24 protein-coding genes are annotated in these 25,595 nt (G+C 64.6%); 9 read left to right on the forward strand and 15 right to left on the reverse strand.

The genetic code is table 11. The features are described 5' to 3' along the window. Positions 1–37: 37 nt before the first annotated feature. A complete protein-coding gene (locus tag ACFDR6_RS31705; protein WP_007611913.1) occupies positions 38–352 on the reverse strand; it encodes a co-chaperone GroES in 315 nt (104 codons plus the stop codon). A gap of 377 nt (positions 353–729) precedes the next feature. Here ACFDR6_RS31705 and ACFDR6_RS31710 point away from each other — a divergent pair, with 377 nt between their 5' ends. Continuing rightward, the gene (locus ACFDR6_RS31710; RefSeq protein ID WP_212081445.1) at positions 730–1,017 is read left to right on the forward strand and encodes an usg protein; all 288 of its coding nucleotides are present in this window, start codon (positions 730–732) and stop codon (positions 1,015–1,017) included. A gap of 7 nt (positions 1,018–1,024) precedes the next feature. Here ACFDR6_RS31710 and ACFDR6_RS31715 read toward each other — a convergent pair whose 3' ends face one another. Further along, positions 1,025–3,154 carry an O-linked N-acetylglucosamine transferase, SPINDLY family protein gene (locus ACFDR6_RS31715; protein WP_375860750.1) on the reverse strand — a complete coding sequence of 710 codons (2,130 nt, stop codon included), beginning with the start codon at positions 3,152–3,154 and terminating at the stop codon, positions 1,025–1,027. A 206-nt stretch (positions 3,155–3,360) separates the two neighbouring features. Between ACFDR6_RS31715 and ACFDR6_RS31720 the strand changes: the two genes are divergently transcribed. Beyond that, positions 3,361–3,888, forward strand: a complete 528-nt coding sequence (locus tag ACFDR6_RS31720; protein WP_375860751.1) for a cupin domain-containing protein — start codon at positions 3,361–3,363, stop codon at positions 3,886–3,888. A 153-nt stretch (positions 3,889–4,041) separates the two neighbouring features. Here the strand turns inward: ACFDR6_RS31720 and ACFDR6_RS31725 are convergent, their stop codons facing one another. Further along, the gene (locus ACFDR6_RS31725) at positions 4,042–5,292 is read right to left on the reverse strand and encodes a NupC/NupG family nucleoside CNT transporter (RefSeq protein ID WP_375860752.1); all 1,251 of its coding nucleotides are present in this window, start codon (positions 5,290–5,292) and stop codon (positions 4,042–4,044) included. A 171-nt stretch (positions 5,293–5,463) separates the two neighbouring features. Between ACFDR6_RS31725 and ACFDR6_RS31730 the strand changes: the two genes are divergently transcribed. Further along, positions 5,464–6,702, forward strand: a complete 1,239-nt coding sequence (locus ACFDR6_RS31730) for an MFS transporter (protein ID WP_375860791.1) — start codon at positions 5,464–5,466, stop codon at positions 6,700–6,702. Positions 6,703–6,941: 239 nt separating this feature from the next. Here the strand turns inward: ACFDR6_RS31730 and ACFDR6_RS31735 are convergent, their stop codons facing one another. The 6 genes from ACFDR6_RS31735 to ACFDR6_RS31760 form a co-directional block, all read right to left on the reverse strand. Beyond that, positions 6,942–7,700: an SDR family oxidoreductase gene (locus tag ACFDR6_RS31735; RefSeq protein ID WP_375860753.1), complete on the reverse strand. Its 759-nt coding sequence runs from the start codon at positions 7,698–7,700 to the stop codon at positions 6,942–6,944. A gap of 22 nt (positions 7,701–7,722) precedes the next feature. Beyond that, positions 7,723–8,481, reverse strand: coding sequence for a proteasome-type protease (locus ACFDR6_RS31740; protein ID WP_212081440.1), 759 nt, complete (start codon positions 8,479–8,481; stop codon positions 7,723–7,725). Positions 8,482–8,668: 187 nt separating this feature from the next. Next, positions 8,669–9,076 carry a carboxymuconolactone decarboxylase family protein gene (locus ACFDR6_RS31745; protein WP_317243470.1) on the reverse strand — a complete coding sequence of 136 codons (408 nt, stop codon included), beginning with the start codon at positions 9,074–9,076 and terminating at the stop codon, positions 8,669–8,671. A gap of 63 nt (positions 9,077–9,139) precedes the next feature. After that, on the reverse strand, positions 9,140–9,988 hold the full coding sequence (locus tag ACFDR6_RS31750) for a transglutaminase family protein (RefSeq protein WP_375860754.1): 849 nt from the start codon (positions 9,986–9,988) through the stop codon (positions 9,140–9,142). A gap of 140 nt (positions 9,989–10,128) precedes the next feature. Beyond that, the gene (locus ACFDR6_RS31755; protein ID WP_212081437.1) at positions 10,129–11,073 is read right to left on the reverse strand and encodes an alpha-E domain-containing protein; all 945 of its coding nucleotides are present in this window, start codon (positions 11,071–11,073) and stop codon (positions 10,129–10,131) included. 4 nt (positions 11,074–11,077) lie between these two features. After that, a complete protein-coding gene (locus tag ACFDR6_RS31760; protein WP_212081436.1) occupies positions 11,078–12,496 on the reverse strand; it encodes a circularly permuted type 2 ATP-grasp protein in 1,419 nt (472 codons plus the stop codon). 279 nt (positions 12,497–12,775) lie between these two features. On the opposite strand from ACFDR6_RS31760, the gene ACFDR6_RS31765 reads away from it, so the two are divergent. The 3 genes from ACFDR6_RS31765 (at position 12,776) to ACFDR6_RS31775 (ending at position 14,809) form a co-directional block, all read left to right on the forward strand. Continuing rightward, the gene (locus ACFDR6_RS31765; protein ID WP_130369341.1) at positions 12,776–13,513 is read left to right on the forward strand and encodes a competence/damage-inducible protein A; all 738 of its coding nucleotides are present in this window, start codon (positions 12,776–12,778) and stop codon (positions 13,511–13,513) included. A 39-nt stretch (positions 13,514–13,552) separates the two neighbouring features. After that, complete coding sequence (gene gpt / locus ACFDR6_RS31770) at positions 13,553–14,080, forward strand: xanthine phosphoribosyltransferase (protein ID WP_212081434.1); 528 nt, start codon at positions 13,553–13,555, stop codon at positions 14,078–14,080. A gap of 111 nt (positions 14,081–14,191) precedes the next feature. Beyond that, positions 14,192–14,809, forward strand: a complete 618-nt coding sequence (locus ACFDR6_RS31775; RefSeq protein ID WP_375860755.1) for a hypothetical protein — start codon at positions 14,192–14,194, stop codon at positions 14,807–14,809. 11 nt (positions 14,810–14,820) lie between these two features. Here ACFDR6_RS31775 and ACFDR6_RS31780 read toward each other — a convergent pair whose 3' ends face one another. Next, on the reverse strand, positions 14,821–15,843 hold the full coding sequence (locus ACFDR6_RS31780; protein WP_317243474.1) for a methionine synthase: 1,023 nt from the start codon (positions 15,841–15,843) through the stop codon (positions 14,821–14,823). Between the two features lie 118 nt (positions 15,844–15,961). On the opposite strand from ACFDR6_RS31780, the gene ACFDR6_RS31785 reads away from it, so the two are divergent. From ACFDR6_RS31785 to ACFDR6_RS31795, 3 genes are all read left to right on the forward strand, one after another. Beyond that, complete coding sequence (locus ACFDR6_RS31785; RefSeq protein WP_375860756.1) at positions 15,962–16,663, forward strand: glutathione S-transferase N-terminal domain-containing protein; 702 nt, start codon at positions 15,962–15,964, stop codon at positions 16,661–16,663. A gap of 134 nt (positions 16,664–16,797) precedes the next feature. Continuing rightward, positions 16,798–17,406: a 2-hydroxychromene-2-carboxylate isomerase gene (locus tag ACFDR6_RS31790; RefSeq protein ID WP_317243476.1), complete on the forward strand. Its 609-nt coding sequence runs from the start codon at positions 16,798–16,800 to the stop codon at positions 17,404–17,406. After that, positions 17,406–18,383: an NADPH:quinone oxidoreductase family protein gene (locus tag ACFDR6_RS31795; protein ID WP_317243477.1), complete on the forward strand. Its 978-nt coding sequence runs from the start codon at positions 17,406–17,408 to the stop codon at positions 18,381–18,383. Before ACFDR6_RS31790 ends, ACFDR6_RS31795 begins: the two co-directional genes overlap by 1 nt. 134 nt (positions 18,384–18,517) lie before the next feature. Here ACFDR6_RS31795 and ACFDR6_RS31800 read toward each other — a convergent pair whose 3' ends face one another. The 5 genes from ACFDR6_RS31800 to ACFDR6_RS31820 form a co-directional block, all read right to left on the reverse strand. Further along, positions 18,518–19,408 (reverse strand): crotonase/enoyl-CoA hydratase family protein, encoded by an 891-nt coding sequence (locus ACFDR6_RS31800; RefSeq protein ID WP_375860757.1) that lies wholly within the window; start codon positions 19,406–19,408, stop codon positions 18,518–18,520. A 177-nt stretch (positions 19,409–19,585) separates the two neighbouring features. Beyond that, on the reverse strand, positions 19,586–21,007 hold the full coding sequence (locus tag ACFDR6_RS31805; protein WP_375860758.1) for an amidase: 1,422 nt from the start codon (positions 21,005–21,007) through the stop codon (positions 19,586–19,588). Beyond that, complete coding sequence (locus ACFDR6_RS31810) at positions 21,000–22,172, reverse strand: M20 aminoacylase family protein (RefSeq protein ID WP_375860759.1); 1,173 nt, start codon at positions 22,170–22,172, stop codon at positions 21,000–21,002. Before ACFDR6_RS31810 ends, ACFDR6_RS31805 begins: the two co-directional genes overlap by 8 nt. Positions 22,173–22,185: 13 nt before the next feature. After that, entirely contained in the window at positions 22,186–23,691 is a 1,506-nt protein-coding gene (locus tag ACFDR6_RS31815; protein ID WP_375860760.1) for a M81 family metallopeptidase, read from the reverse strand. Between the two features lie 242 nt (positions 23,692–23,933). After that, the gene (locus tag ACFDR6_RS31820; protein ID WP_212081424.1) at positions 23,934–25,583 is read right to left on the reverse strand and encodes an ABC transporter ATP-binding protein; all 1,650 of its coding nucleotides are present in this window, start codon (positions 25,581–25,583) and stop codon (positions 23,934–23,936) included. Positions 25,584–25,595: the final 12 nt, after the last annotated feature.

The raw sequence follows: 25,595 nt of genomic DNA on the forward strand, positions 1-25,595 counted from the left end.
TTTCCTTAGGTGTTGGACTGGAGGGAGAGAGGGGCTCTTAGGCCGCCTTCTTCTTGGAAGCGGGGACGTCGAGGACGCCCATGATGTCGCTTTCCTTCATGATCAGCAGGTCGACGTTGTCGATCTTGACCTCGGTGCCGGACCACTTGCCGAACAGCACGCGGTCGCCGACCTTCAGGTCGATCGGGATCAGCTTGCCGGCTTCGTCGCGGCCACCCGGGCCGACGGCGACGATTTCGCCCTGGGAGGGCTTTTCCTTGGCAGTGTCGGGAATGATGATGCCGCCAGCGGTCTTCTCTTCTGCGTCGATGCGCTTGACCACGACGCGGTCGTGAAGCGGACGGAAGTTCATGCAGTCCTCCTAAGCAATTGCTCGGGTTGATGATTTCAGATTGTTAGCAGTCGCCGCCAGCGAGTGCCAGGCGGGCACTGCTGAGATAAGGCAGGATTTTTGCGGGAGCAAGGGCTTGTAGCAGAAAAATAAGCACTCGATAGCGTCGTCTGCCAGAATCTCATTCCCATCGTTAACCGAGGCCGGGCCCGTATTAGCACGGGGCTGTATCTGCTGCTAACGCATTGAATTTCAACAGCTTGTTAAACTTTTGGGCTTGAGATGAATTGTCAGTTTGCGTCACATTTCTCTCATGTGAGCGCATCAGTACCGGGTGGCTCGTAAGGCGCACACCGACCAGGCCGCCCCTTGAATGCGCTCCTGCAAAGGAGGTTGGCATGGACGTGCGGAGTGGGGGCGTTTCCGAGGACTTCCGGAAACAGATGCTGGGTTACGGGCTGACGACGGCACAAATTCTCTATCGGATGCCGGATCACCCCTCGCTGCTACAGACCTACGTCTGGCAGAACTACGACATGTTTCCGAAATTCCCGGCGCTGAAGGATTTCCTGGCGTTCTGGCAGGAGAAGCTCGATGGCCCCCTCCATTCGGTCACCGTGGCGCATTCCAAGCTGATCAAGCCGGCCGAACTGCGCGCCGTGGATGGCGTGTTCCGGCTGCATTGAGACAGGATCAGGCGCCGCCGTTGCAGTAGCGCTTCCACATCGCGCGATAGGCCCCGTCCACCGCGCGCGCATATGAGACTGGATTGCCGGCGGCCGCGGCGGCGATCTGTCCATGCAGGTCGCGGCGCAAGCGATCGAGTTCGCCGATGTCGGCGGCATGGCCAACAGCGATGTCGATATACCCCTCATCGCTGTCCGTGACCCAGTCCGGCAGGCCGAGCGCGGTGAGGATGGAGCCGGCCGCACGGCTGGGCAGGCTGTTGCCGAGCTTCGCCACCAGCGGCACGCCCATCTGCAGGGCTTCCCACGTGCTGACGCCGCCATTCTGCGGGAAGGGGTCGAGGGCGATATCGACGCGATTGAACGATGCCAGGTGTTCGCCCCGCAAGGTGGCTCCGAGCAGATCGATACGTTCGGCCGGCACTCCGCAGGCCGCAAACCGCGCCAGCAGATTGTCACGGACCAGTTGATCGTCCAGCGCGACATCCTTGATCAGCAGTCGCGAACCCGGCACCCGCTCGAGAATTCTGGACCAGACCTTTGCTGCCTCGTCCGAAATCTTGCTGATGCGGTTGAAGACACCGAAGGTGACGAAGCCGTTCGCGATCGCCGGCGCCGGCGCCCGCTCGATCCCGGCCGGCAGTGGCGTCAGCGTCACGAAGCACGGCAGATCGACAACGGTCTCCGCAAACAGATGCCGGACCGAGAGTGGAATCGCGACGGGGTCCGAGAACAGGTAATCGATCGTCGGCAGTCCGGTGCCTGTGCCGTGGCCCCAGCCATGGGCCTGAATGGGTGCCGGCTTGCGCGCAAACACGCCGAGACGGTTGCCCCTGGTATGGCCGGACAGGTCGATCAGGATATCGACGCCATCGGCGCGGATCTCGGCGGCGAGACGCTCGTCGGTCCATTGTGAGGCATCGCGCCAGCGATCGGCAATCCCCTGGAATTCCCTGGTCGTCGTGTCCAGTTTGGACGAACAGGAGTAGCACACGATCTCGAACTGAGCACGGTCGTGGTGTTGCAGGACCGGCTTGAAAATGAACGCGGCCGAATGCGCGTTGAAGTCCGACGAGACATAGCCGAGCACCAGGCGGCGATCCGGATCGCGGCTGTTGTCATGCGGTTCTGACGCCTCCGCGGCGATCTTCGCGCCGACACGCTCCCACCATACCTGCCGTGCCTGCTGATGTCGTTCGACGGTGGCGTCTCCCACAAAATCGAGCGTGAATATCTTGTTTGAGATCGCGCTCTGAAGGTCGGGCTGGATGTCGAGAGCTCTGTCGAAACTGGCGATGGCTTCGTCGACCTGGCCAAGCCCGGCGAGACAAAGGCCCAGCACCAGGTGAGCTTGAATGGAATCGGGAGCGATCGCGAGGGCTCGCTCGCAATCGTGCGATGCCTTCGCAATTTGCTGGATCTGGAGCAGGATGCTGGCCCGCGCGAGCCACCCGTTTGCGTCGTCGGGTGCCAGCGCGATCGCCCGATTGCCATCTGCCAGGGCTTCGTCAAATCGCTGAAGTTCCCGCAATGCAACGGCACGGTTCGCCAGCGCCGCGGCGTAGTCGGGCTTGATCGACAGCGCGCGGTCGAGGCTCGCGAGCGCCCCGTCATAGTTGCGCAGTCGGCTGAGCGCCCAGCCCCGGCCGTTATTGGCTTCAGCAAGGTTAGCGTCGCATGCGAGCGCCTTGTCGTAGCTGTGGAGCGCCTCCTCGTGAAGGTCGAGGGCCACGCTCGCGTTACCGAGGTTGGAGAGGGTTACGGCGTGGTTGGGCCGCAAGGCGAGGGCCTTGCGATAGCTCGCGCATGCCTCGCCGTGACGCCGGAGTCCGTTGAGCGCAACGCCGAGACTCATATGAGCATCGGCAGATCGTGGATCCCCGGCAACCGCTCGGCTCAGCAGAATTTCGGCTTGCTGATAGTTCTTGGCATCGCACTCCAACGCGCCGAGCATATGCAGCGCGATGAATTGGTTGGGTGCGAGCTGCAGGACCTGGCGATAGGCCGCCTGAGCCTCGGGAAGAAGCCCCATCTTGTGCAACTGGAGTGCATGCCCAAGCAATGGCAGCACTTCGGCCTTCTGTCGTTTCTGAAGCCGGGCATTTTGAAATGCACGCTGACCAACGCTGTTGCCCATGAATCAATTCCCCAGGATCTGGTGGTGAGATTAATTCAGCGTGAGAATGAATACGAGACGACGGCGGCCCGCCACGACAGCCTGGGACAAGCTACGATTGGGTCTTCGATTGGCCAGCCCGCAATTGCTGCCTCGTTCAAGACTGGATAGTCTGCCTCCGGGTCGCGCCCGTCTGGCGGTCGCGGCTCAGATCAGGGAGGCAGACCATGGCCAAGCAAAAGGCATCAAAGCCCGCAACGAAGACTGCGGAGAAGAAGCGCAGCGGAGCAAAGGCGGTGGCGCGATCGTCGGCGCGCAAAGCGGTGAAGGCGAAGGCACGTGTTGTGGTGCCGAAAAAGCCCGCGCGCCCCAGGCAACGCATCGCAATCAGCCATCACCGCGAGGAAGACTTCAAGGCCGACGGTCTGCGCACCTACGCCAAATACCGCGACCTCGGCATCGCCGCAGCGTCCCATGGTCTCGCGCAAGCGCATGTGATCCGTCTGCAAGGCCCCTGCAATCCGGCCGAGGTCTCCAAGCTGCACTTCCACGACGTCGAATTCCAGATGGTCTATGTGCTCAAGGGCTGGGTGAAGACCTACATGGACGGGCAGGGCGAGACGCTGATGAAGGAAGGCAGCGCCTGGACCCAGCCGCCGAAGATCAAGCACATGATCCTCGACTACTCCGACGACGTCGAGCTGCTGGAGGTGATCCTGCCGGCGGAGTTCAGGACGGTGGAGTTGAAGGCGTAGGTGCTCGACCCGCCGTCTGAGCTGTCGCGCATTTTCTCCGCCGTCATTCCGGGGCGATGCGCAGCATCGAGCCCGGAATCCATCGGGCGACAGTACGCGCGGGTAAATGGATTCCGGGTTCGCGCTATGCGCGCCCCGGAATGACGAGGGAGATTACGCCAGCACCCCCACCACCGCTCCCATCAAGCACGTCGTCAGCGTCCCCGACACGATCGACTTCAGTCCGAGCGCGTTGATCTCCGCGCGCCGCTCCGGCGCCATCACGCCCAGGCCGCCGATCATGATGCCGAGGCTGGCGAAATTGGCGAAGCCGCACATCGCATAGAGCATGATCAGGCGCGAGCGCGGATCGAGCGCGTCGGGCGGCAGCTTCGAGAAGTCGACATAGGCGATCAATTCGTTGAGCACGGTCTTGGTGCCCATCAGGCTGCCGGCCGTCACCGCCTGATCCCACGGCAATCCCATCAGCCAGCACACCGGCGCCATCACGAGCCCAAGCAGGCGCTGCAACGAGATCGCGGCACCGCCGATGTGCGGCAAGAGGCCGAGCATGGCGTTGACGAGATAGACCAGCGCCACCAGCACCAGCAGCATCGCGACGATGTTGATTAGCAGCTCGATGCCTGCGCTGGTGCCCTTCACGATCGCATCCATCGTGCCGGACACCTCCGTCTCGGGGTCCTCCAACGCTCCGCCGGTGCGCTTGTCGAAGGTTTCAGGGACCATGATCAGGCTGATGAGGATCGCGGCCGGTGCGCCCAGCACGGAAGCGATGACGAAATGCGCGGCGGCATCCGGGATGAGGGGGGCAAGGAACGTCGCATAGAGCACGAGCACGGTGCCCGCGATCCCGGCCATGCCGCCGGTCATCACCAGGAACAGCTCGCTGCGGGTCATCTGGGCAAGATACGGCCGCACGAACAGCGGCGCCTCCACCATGCCGAGAAAGATGTTGGCGGCCGTCGACAGGCCCACGGCGCCGCCGACACCCAGCGTCCGCTCCAGCAGCCAGGCCATGCCGCGCACGATCGGCGGCAGCACGCGCCAGTAGAACAGCAGCGTCGTCAGCACGCTCATGACCAGCACGATCGGCAGCGCCTGGAACGCCAGGATGAAATCGGCGCCCGGCACTTTGACATCGAAGGGCAAGGGGCCGCCGCCGACATAGCCGAACACGAAGGCGGAGCCGGCGCGCGAGGCCGCCGAAATTGCACCGACGGCGTCGTTGATGGCACCGAAGGCGCGCGCGACGACCGGCAGCTTCAGGAGCACGATCGCGGTGACGAAGGTGGCGACAAGCCCGATCGCCGCCTGTCGCAGCGACACGGCGCGGCGATTCTCTGCGAGCGCGAAGGCGATCAACAGCAATGCGAAAATGCCGAGTGCCGAATGCAAGCGCAGCATGATGTCCCCAAACCCTCAATGATTATGGCCGCGCCTGCGCTGCAAAGGCAATGCCGGGAGATGCGGGAGGCGCCGGACTGTTGACAAGCGGGTCTGCCTCAGTCACGCGGGGGCCGTCGATATCAGGGGGCGAGCGGTCCGAGGGTGACCCAAAAGGCGATCCAGGAGACGGTGCCGGAGCAGCCATCATCCGGCCATCCGCCGGTCAGCGTCCGCGCGCTGCTCGCCCACCGCGCCTTCCTGTTCTTCCTGCTTTCGCGCAGCCTGTCGCGCTTTTCCAGCCAGATCGCGGCGGTCGCGATCGGCTGGCAGATATATGATCTCACCGGCTCGGCTTTCGATCTCGGCATGGTCGGTCTGGTCCAGTTCCTTCCTACCGCGCTGCTGGTGTTCGTCGCCGGCCATGCCGCCGACCGCTACGAGCGCAAGCGCGTCGTTCAGCTCTGCCAGCTCGTGGAAGCCGCGACCGCGCTCTATCTCGCAACCATCACCTATCTCGGCGCGGCCAGCGAGGTGCAGATCTTCATCGCGACTTTCGTGCTCGGCATTGCCGGCGCGTTCGAGAGCCCGACCACGGCGGCGCTGCTGCCGGCGATCGCGCCGCAGGGCTCGCTCCAGCGCGCCACTGCCGTCTCCAGCGGCGCGGCGCAGGTCGCGACCATCACCGGCCCGGCGCTCGGCGGACTTGCTTACGCAATCGCCCCGCATCTCGCCTATGCCGTGATGCTGCTGTTCTGGATTCTTGGGATGATCCTGACCGGCTTCATCCGGCCGCGCCCGCAGGCGATCGCGAAGGAGGGGATGGACTCGGACAACATCTTCGCCGGCGTCCGCTTCATCCGCAGCAATCCCGCGATCCTCGGCACCATCTCGCTCGACCTGTTCGCGGTGCTGTTCGGCGGCGTCACTGCGCTGTTGCCGATCTATGCCCGCGATATCCTCCAGACCGGCCCGGTCGGGCTTGGCGTGCTGCGCGCGGCGCCCGCGGTCGGCGCGCTCTTGATGACCATGGTGCTGGCGCGTTACGCCATCTCCAGGCATGTGGGCCTGCGCATGTTCCAGGCCGTGATCGTGTTCGGCCTCGCCACGATCGTGTTCGCGCTGTCGTCCTGGATGTGGCTGTCGGTGCTCGCGCTCGCCGTGCTCGGCGCGGCCGACACGGTCAGCGTGGTGATCCGCTTCTCGCTGGTGCAGCTCGCAACGCCCGACGAGATGCGCGGCCGGGTCGGCGCGGTCAATTTCCTGTTCATCAACGCCTCGAACCAGCTCGGCCAGTTCGAGAGCGGCGTGGCCGCCGCGCTGCTCGGCGCCATGCCCGCCGCCGTATTCGGCGGCGTTGCCACCGTCGCGGTGGCGCTGCTCTGGATGAAGCTGTTTCCCAGCCTGCGGAAGGTGGAGAGCTTGGAGTAAGCCTCCGCTCTCTCCCCGTCATTGCGAGGAGTTCGCGACAAAATTGCGAAGCAATTTTGCGCTGATGCGACGAAGCAATCCAGAATCTCACCGCGGAGGCAGTCTGGATTGCTTCGCTGCGCTCGCAATGACGATTGTTGAGATAGTACGGGGACTTAACTCGCGTCACCCCCGCCGCCGAGCAGCAGCAGGCGCCTCTTGACGCCTACTGTGCATGGGGTTGTTTTCGCACTTTTGCCTCAGCCCCGTCCGACGAACGGCATCTTCGTCGCCATCACCGTCATGGTCAGCACATTGGCATCGAGCGGCAGGCCGGCCATGTAGGCGACGGCATCGCCGACCGCCTTGGCGTCCATGCGCGGCTCGTGCTTGGTGGTGCCGTCGGGCTGCAGCACGCCGGGGCCGTTGACCATGCGATCGGTCATCGGGGTCGCGGCATTGCCGATGTCGACCTGGCCGACCGCGATGTCGTACATGCGGCCGTCGAGATTGCTCGCCTTGGTCAGGCCGGTGATGGCGTGCTTGGTCGAGGTGTAGGCCGCCGAGAACGGCCGCGGCGCATGCGCCGAGATCGAGCCGTTGTTGATGATGCGGCCGCCGCGCGGGGTCTGGTCCTTCATGATGCGGAAGGCGTGCTGGGTGCACAGGAACGGACCGGTCAGGTTGGTGTTCACCACCGCCTGCCACTGCTCGAGGCCGAGGTCCTCGAAGTTCACGGCGGGCGCGCCCATGCCGGCATTGTTGAAGAGCACGTCGAGCCGGCCGTAGGTCGCCTTCACCTTGTCGAACAGCGCGGCGATCGAATCCGGCTTGGTCATGTCGGCGGTGACGCACAGGCTCTTGCCCGCGGGGCCGAGCTTTGCGGTCTCCTCGAGCATCTCCATCCGGCGTCCGACCAGCACCACGGTGAAGCCGGTGTTCATCAATGCCAGCGACGCTGCGCGTCCGACGCCGGTGCCGGCGCCCGTCACCACTGCGATCTTCTTTGCTTCACTCATCGTTGCCTGCCTCTTCTCGCTGTCAGGTTTTCGGTTCTTTTTCGTTCTTGTAGGGCGGTCGCGGAATGTTCTGATGCGCCGCCCGGAGGGCCGCAGACCAGCGCGAGCGCAGATCGTGGAAATAGGGCTCGCCCGCCTCGATGCGGTGGTTGAGATCGGCCTCGCAGGCGTCGCTGCGTACCACCAGCACATCGATCGGCAGGCCGACGCCGAGATTCGAGCGCATGGTCGAGTCCATCGAGATCAGGCCCGTCTTCAGTGCCTCGTAGAGCTCGACGTCGTAGTGCATGGCGCGGTCGAGCACCGGCTTGCCGTATTTGTGCTCGCCGATCTGCAAATAGGGCGTGTCGGTGGTGCACTCGATGAAATTGCCGGCGGTGTAGACCATGAACAGGCGCATCCGGGAGCCCTTGATCTGGCCGCCGAACAGGAACGAGACGTCGAAGGACACATCCTCGGATTTCAGCGCCGGCCCTTCGGTCGCGTGCACCGCCCGGATCGCCCGGCCGATGCGCTGGGCGGCCTGGAACATGGTCGGCGCGTTCATCAGCGTCTCCAGCTCGCCCGTGTCAGGGTCTTCCAGGCCTTCGGTCAGCGTCGACAGCACCGACTGGCTGATGGCGAGGTTGCCCGCGCTGGCGATCGCCATGATGCGCTCGCCGGGCTTGGAGAAGATGTGAAGCTTGCGGAAGGTCGAGACGTTGTCGAGACCCGCATTGGTGCGGGTATCGGCGATCATCACCAGACCGTCCCGAACCAGGATTCCGCAACAATAGGTCATTTCCAGTCCCCGAACGCGTTTGCGCGGAATTACTAGCCAATTTCGGGGAGGCATGAAACCCCCGAGCTGTCATTCCGGGGCGCGACGAAGTCGCGAGCCCGGAATCCATTCATCCACGAACCTTGCCGCCTGATGGATTCCGGGCTCGCGCTACGCGCACCCCGGAATGACGACGTGAGATGGCAGCCTATTCGCCGGCATCGACCAGAAACGCCTCATCAACCGGCACGCCGAGCGCCGTGACCAGCCGGTTCGTCTCCGCTGCCATGCCGACGATGGCAAGCAGCTCGCCATATTCGGCCTCGCTCATGCCCTTGGCCCGCGCGGCGGCGGTATGCGAATGGATGCAGTAGCTGCAGCCATGCGCGATCGAAACCGCGACATAGAGCATCTCCTTGACCTTGGGATCGAGCGCACCCGGAGCCATCACCTCCTTGATGCTCTCCCAGGTCCGTCGCAGCGTCTTAGGATCATGTGCCAGAGCGCGCCAGAAATTGTTGACGAAATCCGAGTTCCGCACTCTGCGGATATCGTCGAAGACGGCGCGCGCCTCAGTGGAGAGCTCATCGTCCGAAAGCAGCTTGACGGTTGCCATGGGATACCTCGCACAGGACAGTTTGGGCGAGTGTAGCACGTCCCGGCATTTGGACGGTTGCGTCTAGCTTTGCCACTGTGACTGCGATTGCGACTGTCCGCCGCGGCCGGCCTGCTCGACCTTGACCGTCACTGTCAGCGTCTCCGGGCCGCCGCCATAACGGGTGCCGCGCACGGGGGCGGCGCCGAGATAGTCGAGCCCGATCGCGACGCGGACATGGGCGTCGGTGGCGCAGATGCTGTTGGCGGGATCGAAGCCGACCCAGCCGAGATCAGGCACGTAGGCCTCGGCCCAGGCGTGGCCTGCATCCTGGTGCACCGTTCCATCCGAGCGCAGGAAGTGGCCGGAGACGAAACGCGCTGGCACGCCGCCGCTACGGGCGCAGGCGATGAAGATATGCGCATAGTCCTGGCACACGCCGCGCTTGAGCGCGAAGGCCTCGGCTGCCGAAGTGCCGCTGTTGGTCGGGTCCTCGTCGAAGGTCATGTGATCACCGATCTCGGCCATCAACGTGTGCAGGAAGCCAAGCGTGTCGCTCTCGGCCGCGCTGCGCAACTGGCGCGCAACCGCCATCATCGCCGGATTGACGGTGGTGAGGTCGGTGGAGCGCAGGAACATGCCGGCTGGAAAGCGCTCGTCGGTGCCGCGCAGCACGCCGCCGGTGTCGTGGGTCTCGATCAGTCCTTCGGCGATGATCTTGATGTCGTCGACCGGTCCGCAGGACAGCACGTGGGTGACGTTGCCGAACGCGTCCTCATGGGTGTCGAGTTTGGTGTCCGTGGAGACGTCGATCTGCCATTCCGCCACATATTGCCCGTCATGGCTGCCGGGCGTCATGCGCAGGATCTGGATCACGCTCGTGGCCGGCGGCTCGTAACGATAGGTCGTGGTGTGCAGGATTCGCAGGCGCATGGGGGTTCTAGCTCGGTCATTCCGGGGCGGCTCGAAGAGCCGAACTCCGGGGCGCAATTGCGCACCTGAGAATCTCGAGATTCCGGGTTCGATGCTTCGCATCGCCCCGGAATGACGAAGGGTGAGTGGGTCGGTCCTGACTAGATCAAATACTGCTTCGTGATGATTTCGCCCAGCCTGGAATTGTCCGTGATGAATTCCTGAATGAATTCATGCACGCCATGCTGGAAAATGTCGTTCATGTTGCTGTGTTCCAGCCGGTTGCGGATGCCGCGGGCGTGGCGCTGGGCGGGACCCTGGCGGCCATAGGCGACGCCAATCTGATCCAGGTTGCGCACGAGATTGCCGTAGCAGCTGGCCAGCGAGCGCGGCAGCGTGTCGTTGAGGATGAGCAGGTCCGCGATCAGCCAGGGCTTCAGCGTCTCGCGGTAGACCCAGTGATAGGCCGTCAGCGCCGAGACCGACCGGAGGATCGAGCTCCACTGATAGAAGTCGAGGGGGCCACCGACATGCTCCTCCTCGGGCAGCAGCACGTGATACTTCACGTCGAGAATGCGGGCGGTGTTGTCGGCGCGCTCCAGATGCACGCCCATCCGCGAGAACCAGTAGGCGTCGTTGCGCAGCATGGTCCGGTAGGCCGAGCCGTCGAAGCGCAGCGATGTCTCCTGCACGAAGCGGAGAAATTTGGCGAGGTCCTCACGCGTCGAGGTGCCTTTGCTCCAGACTGCCTGCAGCTCGATCCAGGCCGAGTTGATGGTGTCCCACATCTCGCTGGTCAGCGCCGTGCGCACCGAGCGCGAGTTCAGCCGTGCCGCCTCGATGCAGTTCCTGATCGAGGAGGGATTGTTCGCCGAGAACGAGAGGTAGTCCACGACGTTGTGCTCGTTGGCTTCGTCGTAGGTCTGATAGAAGCTGGCGGCGACGCCGGCGGTGAGAAGCGCCGAGTCCCATTCGTTGGTCTTGCCGACATAGGCGGCGGGAAGCGCGGTGACGCGCAGGGTCGCATCGATGGTGCGCGCGAGATATTCGGCCCGTTCGACGTAGCGGGCGAGCCAATAGAGGTTTTCGGCGGTACGCGACAGCATCTGTCTACTCGTCCAGGATCCAGGTGTCTTTGGTGCCGCCGCCCTGGCTGGAATTGACCACCAGGGAGCCTTCCTTCAGCGCGACGCGTGTCAGTCCGCCCGGCACGATGGTGGTGCTCTTGCTGCCGGTGAGCACGAAGGGCCGCAAATCGACATGGCGTGGCGCAAGGCCCGACGCCGTGCAGGTCGGGCAGGTCGACAGCGCCAGCGTCGGCTGCGCGATGAAACCTTCGGGCTCGCGCTTGAGCTTCTCGCGAAACGCTTCGATCGTCGCTTTGGTCGCGGCGGGGCCGATCAGCATGCCGTAGCCGCCGGAGCCGTGAACCTCCTTGACGACGAGCTCGCCTAGGTTGTCCAGCACGTAGGCGAGATCCTTCGGCTCGCGGCAGCGCCAGGTTTGCACGTTCTTCAGGATCGGCTCCTCGCCGAGATAGAATTTCACGATGTCGGGCATGTAGGAGTAGATCGCCTTGTCGTCGGCGATTCCTGTGCCGACCGCATTGGCGAGCGTGATGTTGCCGGCCGCATATGCCGACATCAGCCCGGGCACGCCGAGCACGGAATCCGGGCGGAAGGTGAGGGGGTCGAGGAAGTCGTCGTCGACGCGGCGATAGATGACGTCGACCCGCTTCAGCCCTTCCGTCGTCCGCATGAACACTTCGTTGTTCTTGACGATGAGATCGCGGCCCTCGACCAGCTCGATACCGAGCTTGTCGGCAAGGAAGGAGTGCTCGTAATAGGCCGAGTTGTAGACGCCGGGCGTGAGCAGGGCCACCGTCGGCTCGCCCGATGCGCTTTGGGGCGCGACGGAGCGGAGCGCCGAAAGCAGCTCGTCCGGATAGCGCTCGACCGGCGCCACCCTGTGGCGGGCGAACAGATCCGGAAACAGCCGCATCATGATCTCGCGGTTTTCCAGCATGTAGGACACGCCGGACGGCGTCCGCGCATTGTCCTCCAGCACGATGAAGTCCTCGGCGTCGACCCGGACGATGTCGATGCCGGCGATGTGCACGTAGACGTCGTGCGGCACCTGCTGGCCGTTCATCTCGGGCCGGAAGACGGGATTCTGGAAGATCAGATCGTCGGGCACGATCTCGGCGCGCAGGATGTCGCGGCCGTGATAGATGTCGCGCAGGAACATGTTGAGCGCGCGCACGCGCTGCTTCAGGCCCTTCTCCAGCAGGGTCCATTCCTTGCCGGACATGATCCGCGGGATGACGTCGAAGGGGATCAGGCGTTCGGTGGATTCGGCCTCGCCATAAACGGCGAAGGTGATGCCGATGCGGCGGAACAGGAGCTCGGCCTCCTGGCGGCGATATTCGAGCGCCTCGGGCGGCGTCTCCTTGAGCCAGCGCGCCAGCTCCTGGTAGGCGGGGCGAAGATCCCCGCCGGGAATATTCATTTCATCAAACGCGACTGCCATAGATCCCGACTTGTCTCCGCAAGGCGTTGCGCCATTGGACAGGCCGCCAGGCCTCCGTGAAGACCGCAACGTCCCGTGGCCATGCGGCAAGAGTGCATGACTTTCATGTGGTAGCAAGGGCCGGGCCAGCGGGATAAGCATGGACTGGCAGCATTTGCCGGGGATGGCCGGCGGCTTGCCTGAAAAAATGGCTGAGGACTGCTTATTTCGACAGCAAAACCGCGTGACTTCAACGCGTTACCTCGGCAAAGTTGGCGCCACAGGTGAGGGACTTAAGTTATGAGCGAGATCGTCACGGCGGGTATTCTGGTCATTGGCGACGAAATCCTGTCCGGCCGGACCAAGGACAAGAATATCGGCTTCATCGCCGAATACCTGACCAATATCGGCATCGACCTGAAGGAGGTCCGGGTCGTCTCCGATGACGAGGCCGACATCATCGCGGCCCTGGATGCACTGCGGCATCGCTACACCTACGTCTTCACCACCGGCGGCATCGGGCCGACCCATGACGACATCACCGCCGACAGCGTGGCCAAGGCGTTCGGCGTCGGCATCGACCATCACCCGGAGGTCGTCGCCCGCTTCCGCGAGCGCTGGAGCGAGCAGGACCTCAACGAGGCCCGCCTGCGCATGGCCCGCATTCCCGACGGCGCCGAGCTGATCCAGAGCGCGACCATCCTCGCGCCCGGCTTCAAGATCGGCAATGTCATCGTGATGGCGGGCGTGCCCTCGATCATGCAGGCGATGATGGACATCGTCTCGCCGAAGCTGAAGTCGGGTGTGCGCATGCTCTCCGAATCGGTCCGTGCCAATGCGCGGGAGGGCGACATCGGCAGCCCCTTGCGGGCGATCGCCGCCGCCCATCCCGACACCATCATCGGCAGCTATCCCTTCATGGACGAAGAGCAGAAGCCCAATACCAATCTCGTGGTGCGCTCGCGCGATGCCGACAAGCTGGCAGCCGCCATGGCGGCGGTGAAGGAAATGCTGGCGGGATTGAACATCACCCGCTAGCAGAGAAAACTGCCCGGCGACCAATGGCAGGAGACGACAATGGCTGGTGAAGCACCGGAACTGAGCGCACAGGAGCGGGCGGGCAGGGCCTTTCCGGTCTCCTGGGACCAATTCCACAGGGATTGCCGGGCGCTGACCTGGCGCCTCAACGAGGTCGGTCCGTTCCACGCAGTGATCGCGATCACCCGCGGTGGCCTCGTGCCGGCGGCGATCGTGGCGCGCGAGCTCGGCGTGCGCGTGATCGATACGGTCTGCATCGCCAGCTACGACCACAACAAGCAGGGCGAGCTCCAGGTCCTCAAGGGCATTTCCGAGGCGGCGATGAAGCTCGGCGGCGGCACCGGCAAGGGGCTGTTGATCGTCGACGACCTCGTCGACACCGGCAAGACCGGCAAGCTGGTGCGCGAGATGCTGCCCGATGCGCATTTCGCCACCGTCTACGCCAAGCCGATGGGCCGTCCACTGGTCGACACCTTCATCACCGAAGTGTCGCAGGACACCTGGATATTCTTCCCCTGGGACACCGCGCTGTCCTATCACCCGCCGCTGCGCGACGGCGCGGCGTGAGGGCTGGAGTCATTCCGGGACGATGCGAAGCATCGAACCCGGAATCTCGAGATTCCGGGTTCGGTCCTGCGGACCGCCTCGGAATGACGTCAGTTTAGCACGGCGCAGCTCATGCCCCTGCAAAACCGCGTCACTCCCACCGGCGACATCATCGCCACACCGCATCGCGGCCTGTTCACCGGCAATCGCGGCATCATCCACGATCCCGCGACGAAGACGCTGATGAGGAAGCGCTGGTCGTCGCCGGCGTGGATTACATGCCTGTGTGAATTTCGCGGCTGGCGACGGCCGGTGATGGCGCGGCGGAGCTGGACCGAGCTGTTCTTCCTCGACGAGGCCACTGCCTTTGCCGCGGGACACCGGCCCTGCTTCTTCTGCCGGCGAGAGGACGCCAAGCGATTCCGAGCCGCGTGGGAAGCGGGGAATGGTGCAAGCGGCATCAGCGCGAAGGCGATGGATGCCGTGCTGCATCGGGAGCGTCTCGATCGCGGTCGCAAGCGCTTGCACCCATTGCCGGTGCCGCTCGCAGACCTCCCCGACGGCGCAATGGTGCAGCAGGGCGAAGACAGCTTTCTGGTACTGCAGGGCAGGGCGCTGTTGTGGTCACCGGCGGGTTATAGCGGGGTCGAACGTCAGCTTGGCGAAGCGGCGTTGCTGACGCCGCCCTCAATTTTGCACGCATTAACCGCCGGCTACACCCCCGTGCTGCATCCAACGGCGCTGCCTTAGCACGCCTGCCGCTACCCCAGTTTCTCGCGCGCGAGCGCCGCCCCCGCGCCGAGCGCCATCAGCTTGGCTTCGGCGATCTCGCGCCGCATCGGCGCCATGCCGCAATTGGTGGTGGCAATGATGTTGCTCTTGGGCACGAATTTCGACACCGCGTCGATGACCTGAACGACGTCCTCGGCGGTTTCCACAATGTCGCTGGCGACGTCGATCACGCCGGCCTGCACGATCTTGTTCTTCAGGAGCGCGAGCAGATCGAGCGGCACTTTCGAGTTACGGCATTCGATCGCCACCTGCTGGATTGGGCTGGCGTCGATCGCCGGAAAGATCTGCTCATACTGTCGCCACTGCGGGCCGAGCGTCTCCTTCCAGTCGGTGTTGGCCTTGATGCCGTAGCCGTAGCAGATATGCACGGCGGTGGCGCAGGTCAGGCCCAGCGCGGCGCGCTCCAGCGCCTTGATGCCCCAATCGTTGACCTCGTCCATGTAGACGTTGAAGGCCGGCTCGTCGAACTGAATGAGATCGACGCCATCGGCCTGCAAGGCCTTGGCCTCCTCGTTGAGCAGCTCGGCGAAGGCAAACGCCATCTTCACGCGGTCGCCATAGTAGCGGTCGGCAATGGTGTCGATGATGGTCATCGGGCCGGGCAGCGTGAACTTCAGCTTCTTCCTGGTGTGCGTGCGCGCCACGCGCGCCTCGAAGGCGTGGACGCGTTCCTTGAGTCGGAGCGGCGCGACCACCTGCGGCACCATCGCCTTGTAGCGATCCTTGCGGATACCCATCTCGACCTTGTGGGCGAAGTCGATGCCGTCGATCTTCTCCAGGAAGCCGTGGACGAAATGCTGCCGGGCCTGCTCGCCCTCGGTGAGGATGTCGATGCCGGCGTCCTCCTGGATCTTGACCCAGATCAGCGTCGCGTCGCGCTTGGCGCGGAGAAGTTCCTCGCCTTGCGACTTCCAGGGCGCCCAGAGCATGTTGGGCTCGGCCAGCCATTCCGGCTTCGGCAGGGAGCCGGCGATCGTGGTTGGAAACAGCATGGCGGCCCTCCCGGCAGGTTGTGTTGCGCCTCTTCCTGCCATGTCCTAACGTCGAGGTACAGAACAACGAAAGTCGCTCTCTATTTCGGCGGCGACAGGAAATGCCAAGGGAAAGGTCATGATCGACCTCTATTACGCGCCGACGCCGAACGGCTGGAAAATCTCGATCATGCTGGAGGAGCTCGGGCTCCCCTACACCGTGAAGCCCGTCAACATCCGCACCGGCCAGCAGTTCAGCCCCGAATTTCTGGCGGTCTCCCCGAACAATCGCATCCCCGCGATCGTCGATCACGCTCCCGCCGACGGCGGTGAACCGTTCTCCGCCTTCGAAACCGGCGCGATCCTGATTTATCTGGCGGAGAAGACCGGCCGATTGTTGCCCGCCGACTTGCGCGGCCGTTCCACCACCATCCAGTGGGTGATGTGGCAGATGGCCGGCCTCGGACCGATGCTCGGCCAGCATGGCCATTTCGCGCTCTATGCGGCGGAGAAGATTCCCTATGCGATCCAGCGCTACCGCGACGAGGCGGCCCGGCTGTACGGGGTGCTCGACAGGCAGTTGGAGAACACCGGTGCCTATGTCGCCGGCGATTATTCCATCGCCGACATCGCCTGCTTCCCCTGGACCATGACGCACAAGGCGCAGGGCTTTACACTGGACGATTATCCGAATGTCAAGCGCTGGTATGCCGAGGTCCGCGCCCGGCCGCAGGTGCAGGCGGGGCTTGCGATCGGCAAATTCGTGAAAGAGCCGTTCGACGAGGAATCACGCAAGATCATGTTCGGGCAGAGGGCTAAGGAAGTGTTGGGGAAGCGTTAGTGCCCGCTCCTCATGGTGAGGAGCGCCGCAGGCGCGTCTCGAACCATGAAGGCCCGACTGTCACCCGTGGCCATCCTTCGAGACGGCCGCTCCGCGGCCTCCTCAGGATGAGGTCCGTCAGTAAAGGAACCACCATGATCGAATTCTTCTTCGACTGTTCAAGCCCCTGGACCTATCTCGCCTTCCACAACATCCAGCCGCTCGCGAAGGAGCTCGGTGCGGAAATCGTCTGGCGGCCGATCCTGGTCGGCGGCATCTTCAATACGGTCAATCCGAGCGTCTACGCCCAGCGCGAGACGCCGGTGCCGCTGAAGGCGCGCTACATGAAGAAGGACCTCGCCGACTGGGCACGCTCGGCAGGCCTCGCGATCAAGATGCCGCCGACGGTGTTTCCCGTGAACAGCGTCAAGGCGATGCGTGGCAGCATCTGGCTGGGTGCGGACATGGTGCCGTTCGCAACGGCGGTGTTCGAGGCCTATTGGGGCGCGGACAAGGACATCTCGCAGGATGCGGTGCTGGCTGAGATCTGCAGCAAAGTCGGCGTCGACCAGCAAAAGTTCTTCGCGGGCATTTCGCAGCAGGGCATCAAGGATCAGCTCAAGGCGAACACGGAAGAGGTCGTCGCTCGCGGCGGCTTCGGCTCACCGACGATCTTCGTGAACAAGACCGACATGTATTTCGGCAACGACCGTCTGCCGCTGATCCGCGAGGCGCTGCTGCGCAGCAAGGCGAGCGCGGCCTGATGGTGCGCGCCGTCGTCTGCCGCTCGCTCGGCGAGCCCGAAAAATTGCGGTTGGAGCAGTTTCCGTCGCGCGCGCTGAAGCCGGGCGAGGTGCGCGTGGCGATCCGCGCTGCCGGGCTGAATTTCCCTGACGTGCTGATGGCCGCCGGCGAATATCAGCTCAAGCCGGAACTGCCGTTCACACCGGGCATGGAAGCCGCTGGGGACGTGACCGAGGTGGGCGCGGAGGCGAGCGGTGTTGTCGTCGGAGACAAGGTCATCGTCAAGATGCGCCACGGCGCATTCACCGAAGAAGCCGTGGTCACGCCGTCGCAGCTCACCCCCAAGCCGTCGACATTCGATTACGCCGAGGCCGCGACTTATCTCGCCGGTCATGGCACCGCCTATCATGCGTTGATCGACCGCGGCCGAATTGCGCCTGGCGAGGTGCTGCTGGTGCATGGCGCCGGCGGCGGTGTCGGCCTTGCTGCCGTGGAGATCGGCAAGATGCTGGGCGCGATTGTGATCGCGACCGCTTCCAGCGACGAAAAGCTCGCCATCGCCAAGGCGCGGGGCGCCGATCATCTCGTCCGCTACGACCGCGAGCCGTTTCGCGATGCCGTCAAGCGCATCACCGACGGCCGCGGTGCCGACGTCGTATTCGATCCCGTCGGCGGCCAGATTTTTGAAGACTCGATGCGTTGCATCGCCTGGGGCGCGCGGCTGCTGGTGATCGGCTTCACCGGCGGCATCGGTTCGGCGAGAACCAATCTCCTGCTGATCAAGGGCGCCAGCGTGCTCGGGGTGCGTGCCGGCGAGGCCGTGCGGAAGAATCCGGCGCTCGGCGAGGTCCGCCTGAAGGCGCTGCTGCAATGGGCGGAGGAGGGCAAGCTGCGCCCGAACGTGTCGCACCGCCTGCCGCTGGAAGATTATGCGAAGGCCATGAGGCTGTTGCTCGAGCGCAAGGCGATCGGGCGGGTCGCGCTGGTGATGGAGTGACGGTGCCGCAGGGTGGGCAAAGGCGCATCGCGCCGTGCCCACCATGTCTCTCGATCGCGAAAAGTGCGTGGGCACGCTTCCGCCTTCGCTCTTCGAACTACGGCGGACAAGTCGCTGCCCAATCTGCGAGAGCGCTACTTGTACTCCCGCTCCGTCCACCACGGGAAATAGTCCGGCATATCGCTGGACACCTTGTTCTTGAACTGCGCCGGACGCTTCTCCAGGAACGACACCACGCCTTCCTTGACATCGTCGGAGCGGCCGCGCGCGTAGATGCCGCGGCTGTCGACCTTGTGGGCTTCCATGGGATCGTCGGCGCCCATCATGCGCCACATCATCTGGCGGATCAGCGCAACCGACACCGGCGCGGTCTTCGCGGCAAATTCCTTGGCGAGCGCGCGGGCGGTCGGCAGCAGATCGTCGAGGGCTACGACCTTGCTGACGAGCCGACCGGCGAGCGCCTCCTGGGCCGGGAAGACGCGACCCGAATAGCACCATTCCAGCGCCTGCGAGATGCCGACGATGCGCGGCAGGAACCAGCTCGACGCCGCCTCCGGGACGATGCCGCGCTGGGAGAACACGAAGCCGAACCGCGCCGCGTCCGAGGCAATGCGGATGTCCATCGCAAGCTGTATGGTGACGCCGATGCCGACGGCAGGGCCGTTGACGGCGGCGATCACGGGCTTCAGGCATTTGAAGATGCGCAGCGTCACCTGGCCGCCGCCGTCCCGCACCTGCGGATCGCTGTAGTCGACCTTGCCGTCGGCGAAGCGCTTCACGGGACCACGGCGGGCGTCGCGATCGAACGTGTCGGCGCCGGAGGAGAGGTCGGCGCCCGCGCAAAAGCCGCGGCCGGCGCCGGTGACGATGATGGCGCGGACATTGTCGTCCTTGTCGGCCGCGTCGAACGCGTCGATCAGCTCTCCTTGCATCTGCGCGTTGAAGGCGTTGAGCTTGTCGGGCCGGTTCAGGGTGATGGTGAGGATCTGCTCGGCGACCTCGTATTTGATCGTCTCATACGCCATGTGGTTTCCTTCCCGGTTTCTTTATCGGTCTCTCTAGCACGTCATTCCGCGGCGCGCGAAGCGCGGGCTACGGTGCGCAATTGCGCACCTGAGAATCCATCAATCGGCGCCAGTAGTGCCGATGAATGGATTCCGGGCTTGCGCCAAGTGGGCGCAACCCGGAACGACAGGGTGCGGCTACTTCTCCGGCGGCTTGGGCCAGGGCCGCTGCGGCCCCCGCAAACCTTCAAACGCCTTGGCCATGCCGAGCACGCCAATGTCGTCGAAGCGGCGGCCGACGATCTGCACACCGATGGGAAAACCCTTGGCGTCGAAGCCGCCGTTGATGGAAATCGCGGGGTTCTCCGACATATTCCACGGCACGGTATAGCAGATGTGTTCGAACGGTCTCATCGGATCGTTGGTGGGCGAGGCCCATTCCGCCGGATAGTTCACGTTCGGCGCGGTCGGCGAGATCACATAGTCGAGCTCGCAGAACAGCTTGGACGCGGCGCTGCGGATCGCCATGGTCTGGTTGAAGCCGCGGATGACATCAACGCCCGAGAGCTTTGCGCCGGATGCGCCCCATTCGAAGATGTAGGGCAGCACCTTTGCCTGTTCGGCTGGCGCCAATTTTGACAGATCGTCCCACATCCGCGCCCGCCAGAAATTGTCGAGGCCGTCGAGCATCTCACGGGTCAAAATGCCGTCGACCTCGGTGACGACGGCGCCAGCAGATTCAAAGGCCTTCGCAGCCTTCACCGTAACCTCGCGAACGGACCTTTCCGCGGGCAGGCCGACACCGGCATCGAGCATCAGCCCGATGCGCAGTTTGCGCGGAGATTTCTCCAGCCCCTTCCAGTTGAGCGGCTCGGCGGGCAGGCTCATGCCGTCGCGTCGGTCGGGCTTTGCGATCGTACTCATCATCAGCGCGCAATCGTCGACCGTGCGTGTCATCGGACCGGCAACACGGCCGACATAGGTGGGATCGATCGGCACGCGGCCGAAGCTCGGCTTCAGGCCGACGAGGCCGCACCAGCCCGCGGGCAGGCGCACCGAGCCGCCGATATCGGTGCCGAGATGCAGGGGACCATAGCCGCCCGCCGCTGCCGCGCCTGCGCCCGCGCTGGAGCCGCCGGGGTTCTTGGTGAGGTCCCACGGATTGCGCGCGAGCGCGTGGAAGCTGGAGAGTCCGGACGACAGCATGCCGTAATCAGGCATGGTGGTTTTCGCAAAGATGATCGCGCCGGCCTCGCGCAGCCGTGCGGCGGGCGGGGCGTCCTTCTCTGCCGGCACGAGCTTGACGCTGGCGGCGCCCAGCGGCACCGGCACGCCCTTGGTCGCGATGTTGTCCTTCACCGTCGCCGGCACGCCGTCGAGCGCGCCGCATGGTTCGCCGCCGGTCCAGCGCGCGGTCGAGGCCTTGGCGGCCTCGCGCGCGCCGTCGGGATCGAATGCATAGAGCGCCTTCAGATTCGGCTCCCACGCAGCGACGTGCGCGAGCACGTCCTCCAGCACCTCGCTCGGCGAGAATTGCTTGGCCCGATAACCCGCGATCAGGTCGACCGCGGACAGATCGTGCAGCGGGGTGACCGCTTCTTCGACGTTCTTTTTATGCATTGGCACCGACCGGCATGCGCGTCTCGATGATGCGCGCAAACATGCTGGCGCCGATCGGCAGGATCTTGTCGTCGAGCACGAAGCCGGGATTGTGCACGGGCACCGAGCCGTCATGTCCGACCCAGAAATAGGCGCCGGGGATGGTCTGCAGCATGTCGGCGAAATCCTCGCTGCCCATCTTCGGCTGGGCGCGGGTGATCACGTTGGCGGGATCGACGATGGTGCGCGCGACCTCCTCGACCACCTTGGACTGCTCGACCTGGTTGACCAGTACGTCGAACGTATCGCGGATGTCGACGTCGATCACGCATTCATAAGCGCTCGCGATGCCGGCGCAGATGGTGCGGATGCGTTCGCTGATCAGGGTGCGGACTTCTTTCGAGAATGTGCGGATGGTGCCGCACAGATGCGCGTCGCCGGGGATGACGTTGTAGGCGGAACCGGCGTGGATCTGCGTGATCGAGATGACGGCGGCCTGCAGCGGCTCGACGTTGCGGCTGACGATGGTCTGGATCGCCTGCGCCAGCGTGGTCGCGATGATCACCGCGTCCTTGGAGCGTTCGGGCATCGCGCCATGTGCGCCATAGCCGGTGATGCGGAGGTCGAAGAAGTCGGCGCTGGCCATTGCCGGGCCGGGCAGGATCGCGATCTCGCCGTGGTTGAGGTCGGGCGCGTTGTGCAGGCCGTAGAGCTCGTCGCACGGAAACTTCTCGAACAGGCCGTCCTTGATCATCGCGCGGGCGCCGCCGAGGCCTTCCTCGGCCGGCTGGAAGATCAAATGCACGGTGCCGTCGAAGTTCCTGGTCTCGGCGAGGTAGCGCGCGGTGCCGAGCAGCATGGTGGTGTGACCGTCATGGCCGCAGCCGTGGAAACGGCCGGGAATTTTCGAGCTCCACTTCAGATTGGTGTTCTCTTCCATCGGCAGCGCGTCCATGTCGGCGCGAAGGCCGATGCGCTTGTTGCTCGAACCCTTGCCCTTGATGACGCCGATCACGCCGGTGCCGCCGAGGCCGCGATGCACCTCGATGCCCCAGCTCTTCAGCTTGTCGGCGACGATGCCGGAGGTGCGCACTTCCTCGAAGCCGATCTCGGGATGGGCGTGAAGGTCGCGGCGGATGGCGGTGAGTTCGTCGGCGTAGCCGTCGATGCGGTCGATCGTGGGCATGTGTCTTGTCCGGTTAGGGTGAAGGAGGATTGAAAACGGGGCCGTTCGGCTTGATGCGAATGCCCGGGCGCAGGCGCGTCCAGGGCAGGGAGGCCGTGTCGGCGGGCATCGCGCCGGGCGCGGCGCAGATCAGGAGTTTTTCCGCGATCGGCTCGAAATCGGCACGGAAATGCACAGAGCTCTTGTTGACCAGAATCTTCTCCTGCGTCGGCTCGATGCCGACATAGCGGTACATCGCCTGGTCGGCGAGCTGGGCCTTGTGCGAGGAGACGACGACGCGGACGTCGCCGATGCGCAAGGCTGCCGAGGGGCCCATCTCCATCTCGCGGCCGCCATAGTAAGGGCCTGGCGCGACAAAGCGGCCGTCGGACAGCTTTTCGACCACGAACGTCTCGGTATAGGGCTCGTCGCCTGGAATGCCGGATTTGCCGCCGAGAGACAACCTGACGGTGGCGCCGACGCCGGCCTCGTGCGCGGCCTTGGCGGACGCAGGATCGTAGATGGCACCGGTCGCGGCGCTCGCCTTGTTGCGCACCAGCGCGCGCAGCATGCCCGTCGTGTCGGAATCGCCACCGGCGCCGGGATTGTCCTGGGTGTCGGCGATGATGATCGGCTTGCGCGCGGCCTTGGCGAGCTCCATGGCGTGACGCACGCCGTCGTCGGGCGACCAGATCTTGCCGTCGAAATCATCCTCGTGGCTTTCGATCAGCTTGACGATCGTATCCGCCGCGCGATCGGCATCCGCTTGCGTCTTGCCGTAGGCGAACACGCTCGGACCGCAATCGCGGAAATCGGCGGCCGGAAAGCCCGGCGCAAAGGACAGCGTCGGAACGGCGTCGTTTTCCAGCGCAGCGAGCTTTTCGTAGATGCCTTTGGTGGGCTGATCGTTGGTGCATTGCCAGCTGATCGGGATCAGGAACGGCAATTGCCGGAACGATTTTGCGAAGCGCTGCTTCGTCTTCAGCAGCAGCGCCAGATGTGTCGCGCAGGCGCGGCCGGTCTCGGCCATGTCGACATGCGGATAGGTGCGGTAGGCGATCAGCGCGTCGGCATGCGCGATCATCTCCGGCGTGACGTTGGCGTGGAGATCGAGACTCGCCACCAGCGGAACGTCGTTGCCGATGACGCGGCGCACGCGGGCGAGAATCTCGCCTTCGCCGTCGTCGAGATGCTCGGTTACCATCGCACCGTGCAGGTCGAGATAGACGGCATCGAGCGGACCGGCGGCTGCGATGCCGTCGACAATCGCCTTCACGATGCGCTCGAAGGCATCCCTGGTGACGTGCGCCGAGGGGCTCGCCCCGCAGGCGATCGTCGGAACGAGTTCCCAGCCATTGGCGTCAGCGCTGTCGACGAAGCCGGCGAGGCCGACATTGATGCGCCGCATCACCTTCAGCACGTCGGCGCCTTCCGTCAACGCCGGCCAGCCGCCGCCATGCTGGAAGTCCGCATATGTCGCCTTCGTCGGGGCGAAGGTGTTGGTCTCGTGCAGGAAGCCGCCGACGGCAATACGTGTCATCAATTCAAGTCCAACGTTGGAGAGCGCGCGACGTTAGCCTTGTGCTTGCGGGGAGAGCAAGGCGAGAGGCAATCGCGCCGTGCATAGGGTCAAGTTGTTTTGGGAATGCTGCGCTCTCTCCTCGTCATTCCGGGGCATCGCGAAGCGATGAGCCCGGAATCCATTGGACCGCAGCGTCTGGCGAACGATGGATTCCGGGCTCGCGCGACGCGCGCCCCGGAATGACGGCGGAGAGAGATGACCTACGCGCTCGCCGCCACGCCTTCCGACACCGGCCGGAAGTTCGCAAAGTCCCAGTCGCGGCCCGGAGCCGCATCGAGCAGGGCCTTGGTGTAAGCCTCTTTCGGATGCGTCAGCACCTCCGCGGCGGGGCCTTGCTCGACGACACGGCCGTGCTGCATCACCACGACCTCGTCACAGATTTGCGCCGCGACGCGCAAATCATGGGTGATGAACAGGATGGCAATGCCGAGCCGCTTCTGGATCTCGTCGAGCAGTTCCAGCACCTGCGCCTGCACCGAGACGTCGAGCGCGGAGACCGCCTCATCGGCGACCAGCACGTCGGGATCAAGCGCGAGCGCACGCGCAATGGCGATGCGCTGGCGCTGGCCGCCGGAGAACTGGTGCGGATAGCGCGACACCGCGTCGGGCGGCAAGCCGACCAGCTCGAGCAGCTCGCGCGCCCGCTTCATCGCGTCGGCGTGCGCCGCGCCGTAATTGATCGGACCTTCCGCGATGCTCTCGCCGACGGTGACGCGCGGGTTGAGCGAGCGGTAGGGATCCTGGAACACGATCTGGATCTTCTGCCGGTGCGGCTGGAGCAGGCGGCGGGAGATGTCAGCGATCTCGCGGCCGGCGAGGCGCACGCCGCCGGAGGTCGGATCGATCAGGCGGACGATGCAGCGTGCCACCGTCGACTTGCCCGAACCACTCTCGCCGACGATGCCGAGCGTGCGGCCCTTGCGCAGCGTCAGCGTCACCTTGTCGGCGGCGAGCACCTCGCGGCCTTTGCCGAAGAAGGAGCGCTCCTTGTAGACCTTGCTGAGCTCGTTGGCTTCGAGCACGACGGGCTCGCGGCTCTCCTCGCGCGGGGCCCGCGGCACCAGGCTCGGCACCGCCGACAGCAGGTTGCGGGTGTACTCCATGGTCGGATTGCGCAGCACGGCGTCGAGCGGGCCGGTCTCGACCAGGCGGCCCTGCCGCATCACTGCGACGCGGTCGGCGATCTCGGCGACCACGCCCATGTCGTGGGTGATGAACAGCACGGCGGTGCCGTGGTCGCGCTGGAGATCGCGGATCAGGGTCAGGATCTGCTTCTGCGTGGTGACGTCGAGCGCGGTAGTCGGCTCGTCGGCGATGAGGAGCTTCGGCTCCAGCACGAGCGCCATCGCGATCATGATGCGCTGGCGCTGGCCGCCGGAGAGGCGGTGCGGATAGGAGGCGAAGATGCGCTCGACCTGCGGCAGGCGGACATGCTCCATCATGTCGAGGATGCGTTTCTTGCGCGCCTTGGCGTCGAGATCGGTATGGGCGCGCAGCACCTCGTCGATCTGCCGGCCCACCGGCACCACCGGATTGAGTGCGGTCATCGGCTCCTGGAAGATCATCGCCATCTGCGTCGCCCGGAGCTGCCGGAGGCGGCGGTCGGTCGCGGTGAGCAGCTCTTCGCCGACCAGCTTGACGCTGCCGGCCATGGGAACCAGCGTTCCCTTCGGCAGGAGGCCCATCGTGGTGAGCGAGGTCACCGACTTGCCCGAGCCGCTCTCGCCGACGAGGCACAGCGTCTCGCGCTCGCGGACCTGGATCGAGATGCCGTCGATGATCTTGGTTCCGCCCGGCTTCTTGCCGACGGAGACGACGAGGTTGTTGATGTCGAGGATGGTGTTGGTCATGCAAACTCTCTC

The sequence above is a fragment of the Bradyrhizobium tunisiense genome, assembly GCF_042263385.1.
Classification (GTDB): Bacteria; Pseudomonadota; Alphaproteobacteria; order Rhizobiales; family Xanthobacteraceae; genus Bradyrhizobium; species Bradyrhizobium tunisiense.

Bases quoted from the DNA above. Each gene is read 5' to 3' on its own strand.
- ACFDR6_RS31705 (WP_007611913.1), bottom strand. From the start codon at position 352: ATGAACTTCCGTCCGCTTCACGACCGCGTCGTGGTCAAGCGCATCGAC.
- ACFDR6_RS31710 (WP_212081445.1), top strand. From the start codon at position 730: ATGGACGTGCGGAGTGGGGGCGTTTCCGAGGACTTCCGGAAACAGATG.
- ACFDR6_RS31715 (WP_375860750.1), bottom strand. From the start codon at position 3,154: ATGGGCAACAGCGTTGGTCAGCGTGCATTTCAAAATGCCCGGCTTCAG.
- ACFDR6_RS31720 (WP_375860751.1), top strand. From the start codon at position 3,361: ATGGCCAAGCAAAAGGCATCAAAGCCCGCAACGAAGACTGCGGAGAAG.
- ACFDR6_RS31725 (WP_375860752.1), bottom strand. From the start codon at position 5,292: ATGCTGCGCTTGCATTCGGCACTCGGCATTTTCGCATTGCTGTTGATC.
- ACFDR6_RS31735 (WP_375860753.1), bottom strand. From the start codon at position 7,700: ATGAGTGAAGCAAAGAAGATCGCAGTGGTGACGGGCGCCGGCACCGGC.
- ACFDR6_RS31740 (WP_212081440.1), bottom strand. From the start codon at position 8,481: ATGACCTATTGTTGCGGAATCCTGGTTCGGGACGGTCTGGTGATGATC.
- ACFDR6_RS31745 (WP_317243470.1), bottom strand. From the start codon at position 9,076: ATGGCAACCGTCAAGCTGCTTTCGGACGATGAGCTCTCCACTGAGGCG.
- ACFDR6_RS31750 (WP_375860754.1), bottom strand. From the start codon at position 9,988: ATGCGCCTGCGAATCCTGCACACCACGACCTATCGTTACGAGCCGCCG.
- ACFDR6_RS31755 (WP_212081437.1), bottom strand. From the start codon at position 11,073: ATGCTGTCGCGTACCGCCGAAAACCTCTATTGGCTCGCCCGCTACGTC.
- ACFDR6_RS31760 (WP_212081436.1), bottom strand. From the start codon at position 12,496: ATGGCAGTCGCGTTTGATGAAATGAATATTCCCGGCGGGGATCTTCGC.
- ACFDR6_RS31765 (WP_130369341.1), top strand. From the start codon at position 12,776: ATGAGCGAGATCGTCACGGCGGGTATTCTGGTCATTGGCGACGAAATC.
- gpt (WP_212081434.1), top strand. From the start codon at position 13,553: ATGGCTGGTGAAGCACCGGAACTGAGCGCACAGGAGCGGGCGGGCAGG.
- ACFDR6_RS31775 (WP_375860755.1), top strand. From the start codon at position 14,192: ATGCCCCTGCAAAACCGCGTCACTCCCACCGGCGACATCATCGCCACA.
- ACFDR6_RS31780 (WP_317243474.1), bottom strand. From the start codon at position 15,843: ATGCTGTTTCCAACCACGATCGCCGGCTCCCTGCCGAAGCCGGAATGG.
- ACFDR6_RS31785 (WP_375860756.1), top strand. From the start codon at position 15,962: ATGATCGACCTCTATTACGCGCCGACGCCGAACGGCTGGAAAATCTCG.
- ACFDR6_RS31790 (WP_317243476.1), top strand. From the start codon at position 16,798: ATGATCGAATTCTTCTTCGACTGTTCAAGCCCCTGGACCTATCTCGCC.
- ACFDR6_RS31795 (WP_317243477.1), top strand. From the start codon at position 17,406: ATGGTGCGCGCCGTCGTCTGCCGCTCGCTCGGCGAGCCCGAAAAATTG.
- ACFDR6_RS31800 (WP_375860757.1), bottom strand. From the start codon at position 19,408: ATGGCGTATGAGACGATCAAATACGAGGTCGCCGAGCAGATCCTCACC.
- ACFDR6_RS31805 (WP_375860758.1), bottom strand. From the start codon at position 21,007: ATGCATAAAAAGAACGTCGAAGAAGCGGTCACCCCGCTGCACGATCTG.
- ACFDR6_RS31810 (WP_375860759.1), bottom strand. From the start codon at position 22,172: ATGCCCACGATCGACCGCATCGACGGCTACGCCGACGAACTCACCGCC.
- ACFDR6_RS31815 (WP_375860760.1), bottom strand. From the start codon at position 23,691: ATGACACGTATTGCCGTCGGCGGCTTCCTGCACGAGACCAACACCTTC.
- ACFDR6_RS31820 (WP_212081424.1), bottom strand. From the start codon at position 25,583: ATGACCAACACCATCCTCGACATCAACAACCTCGTCGTCTCCGTCGGC.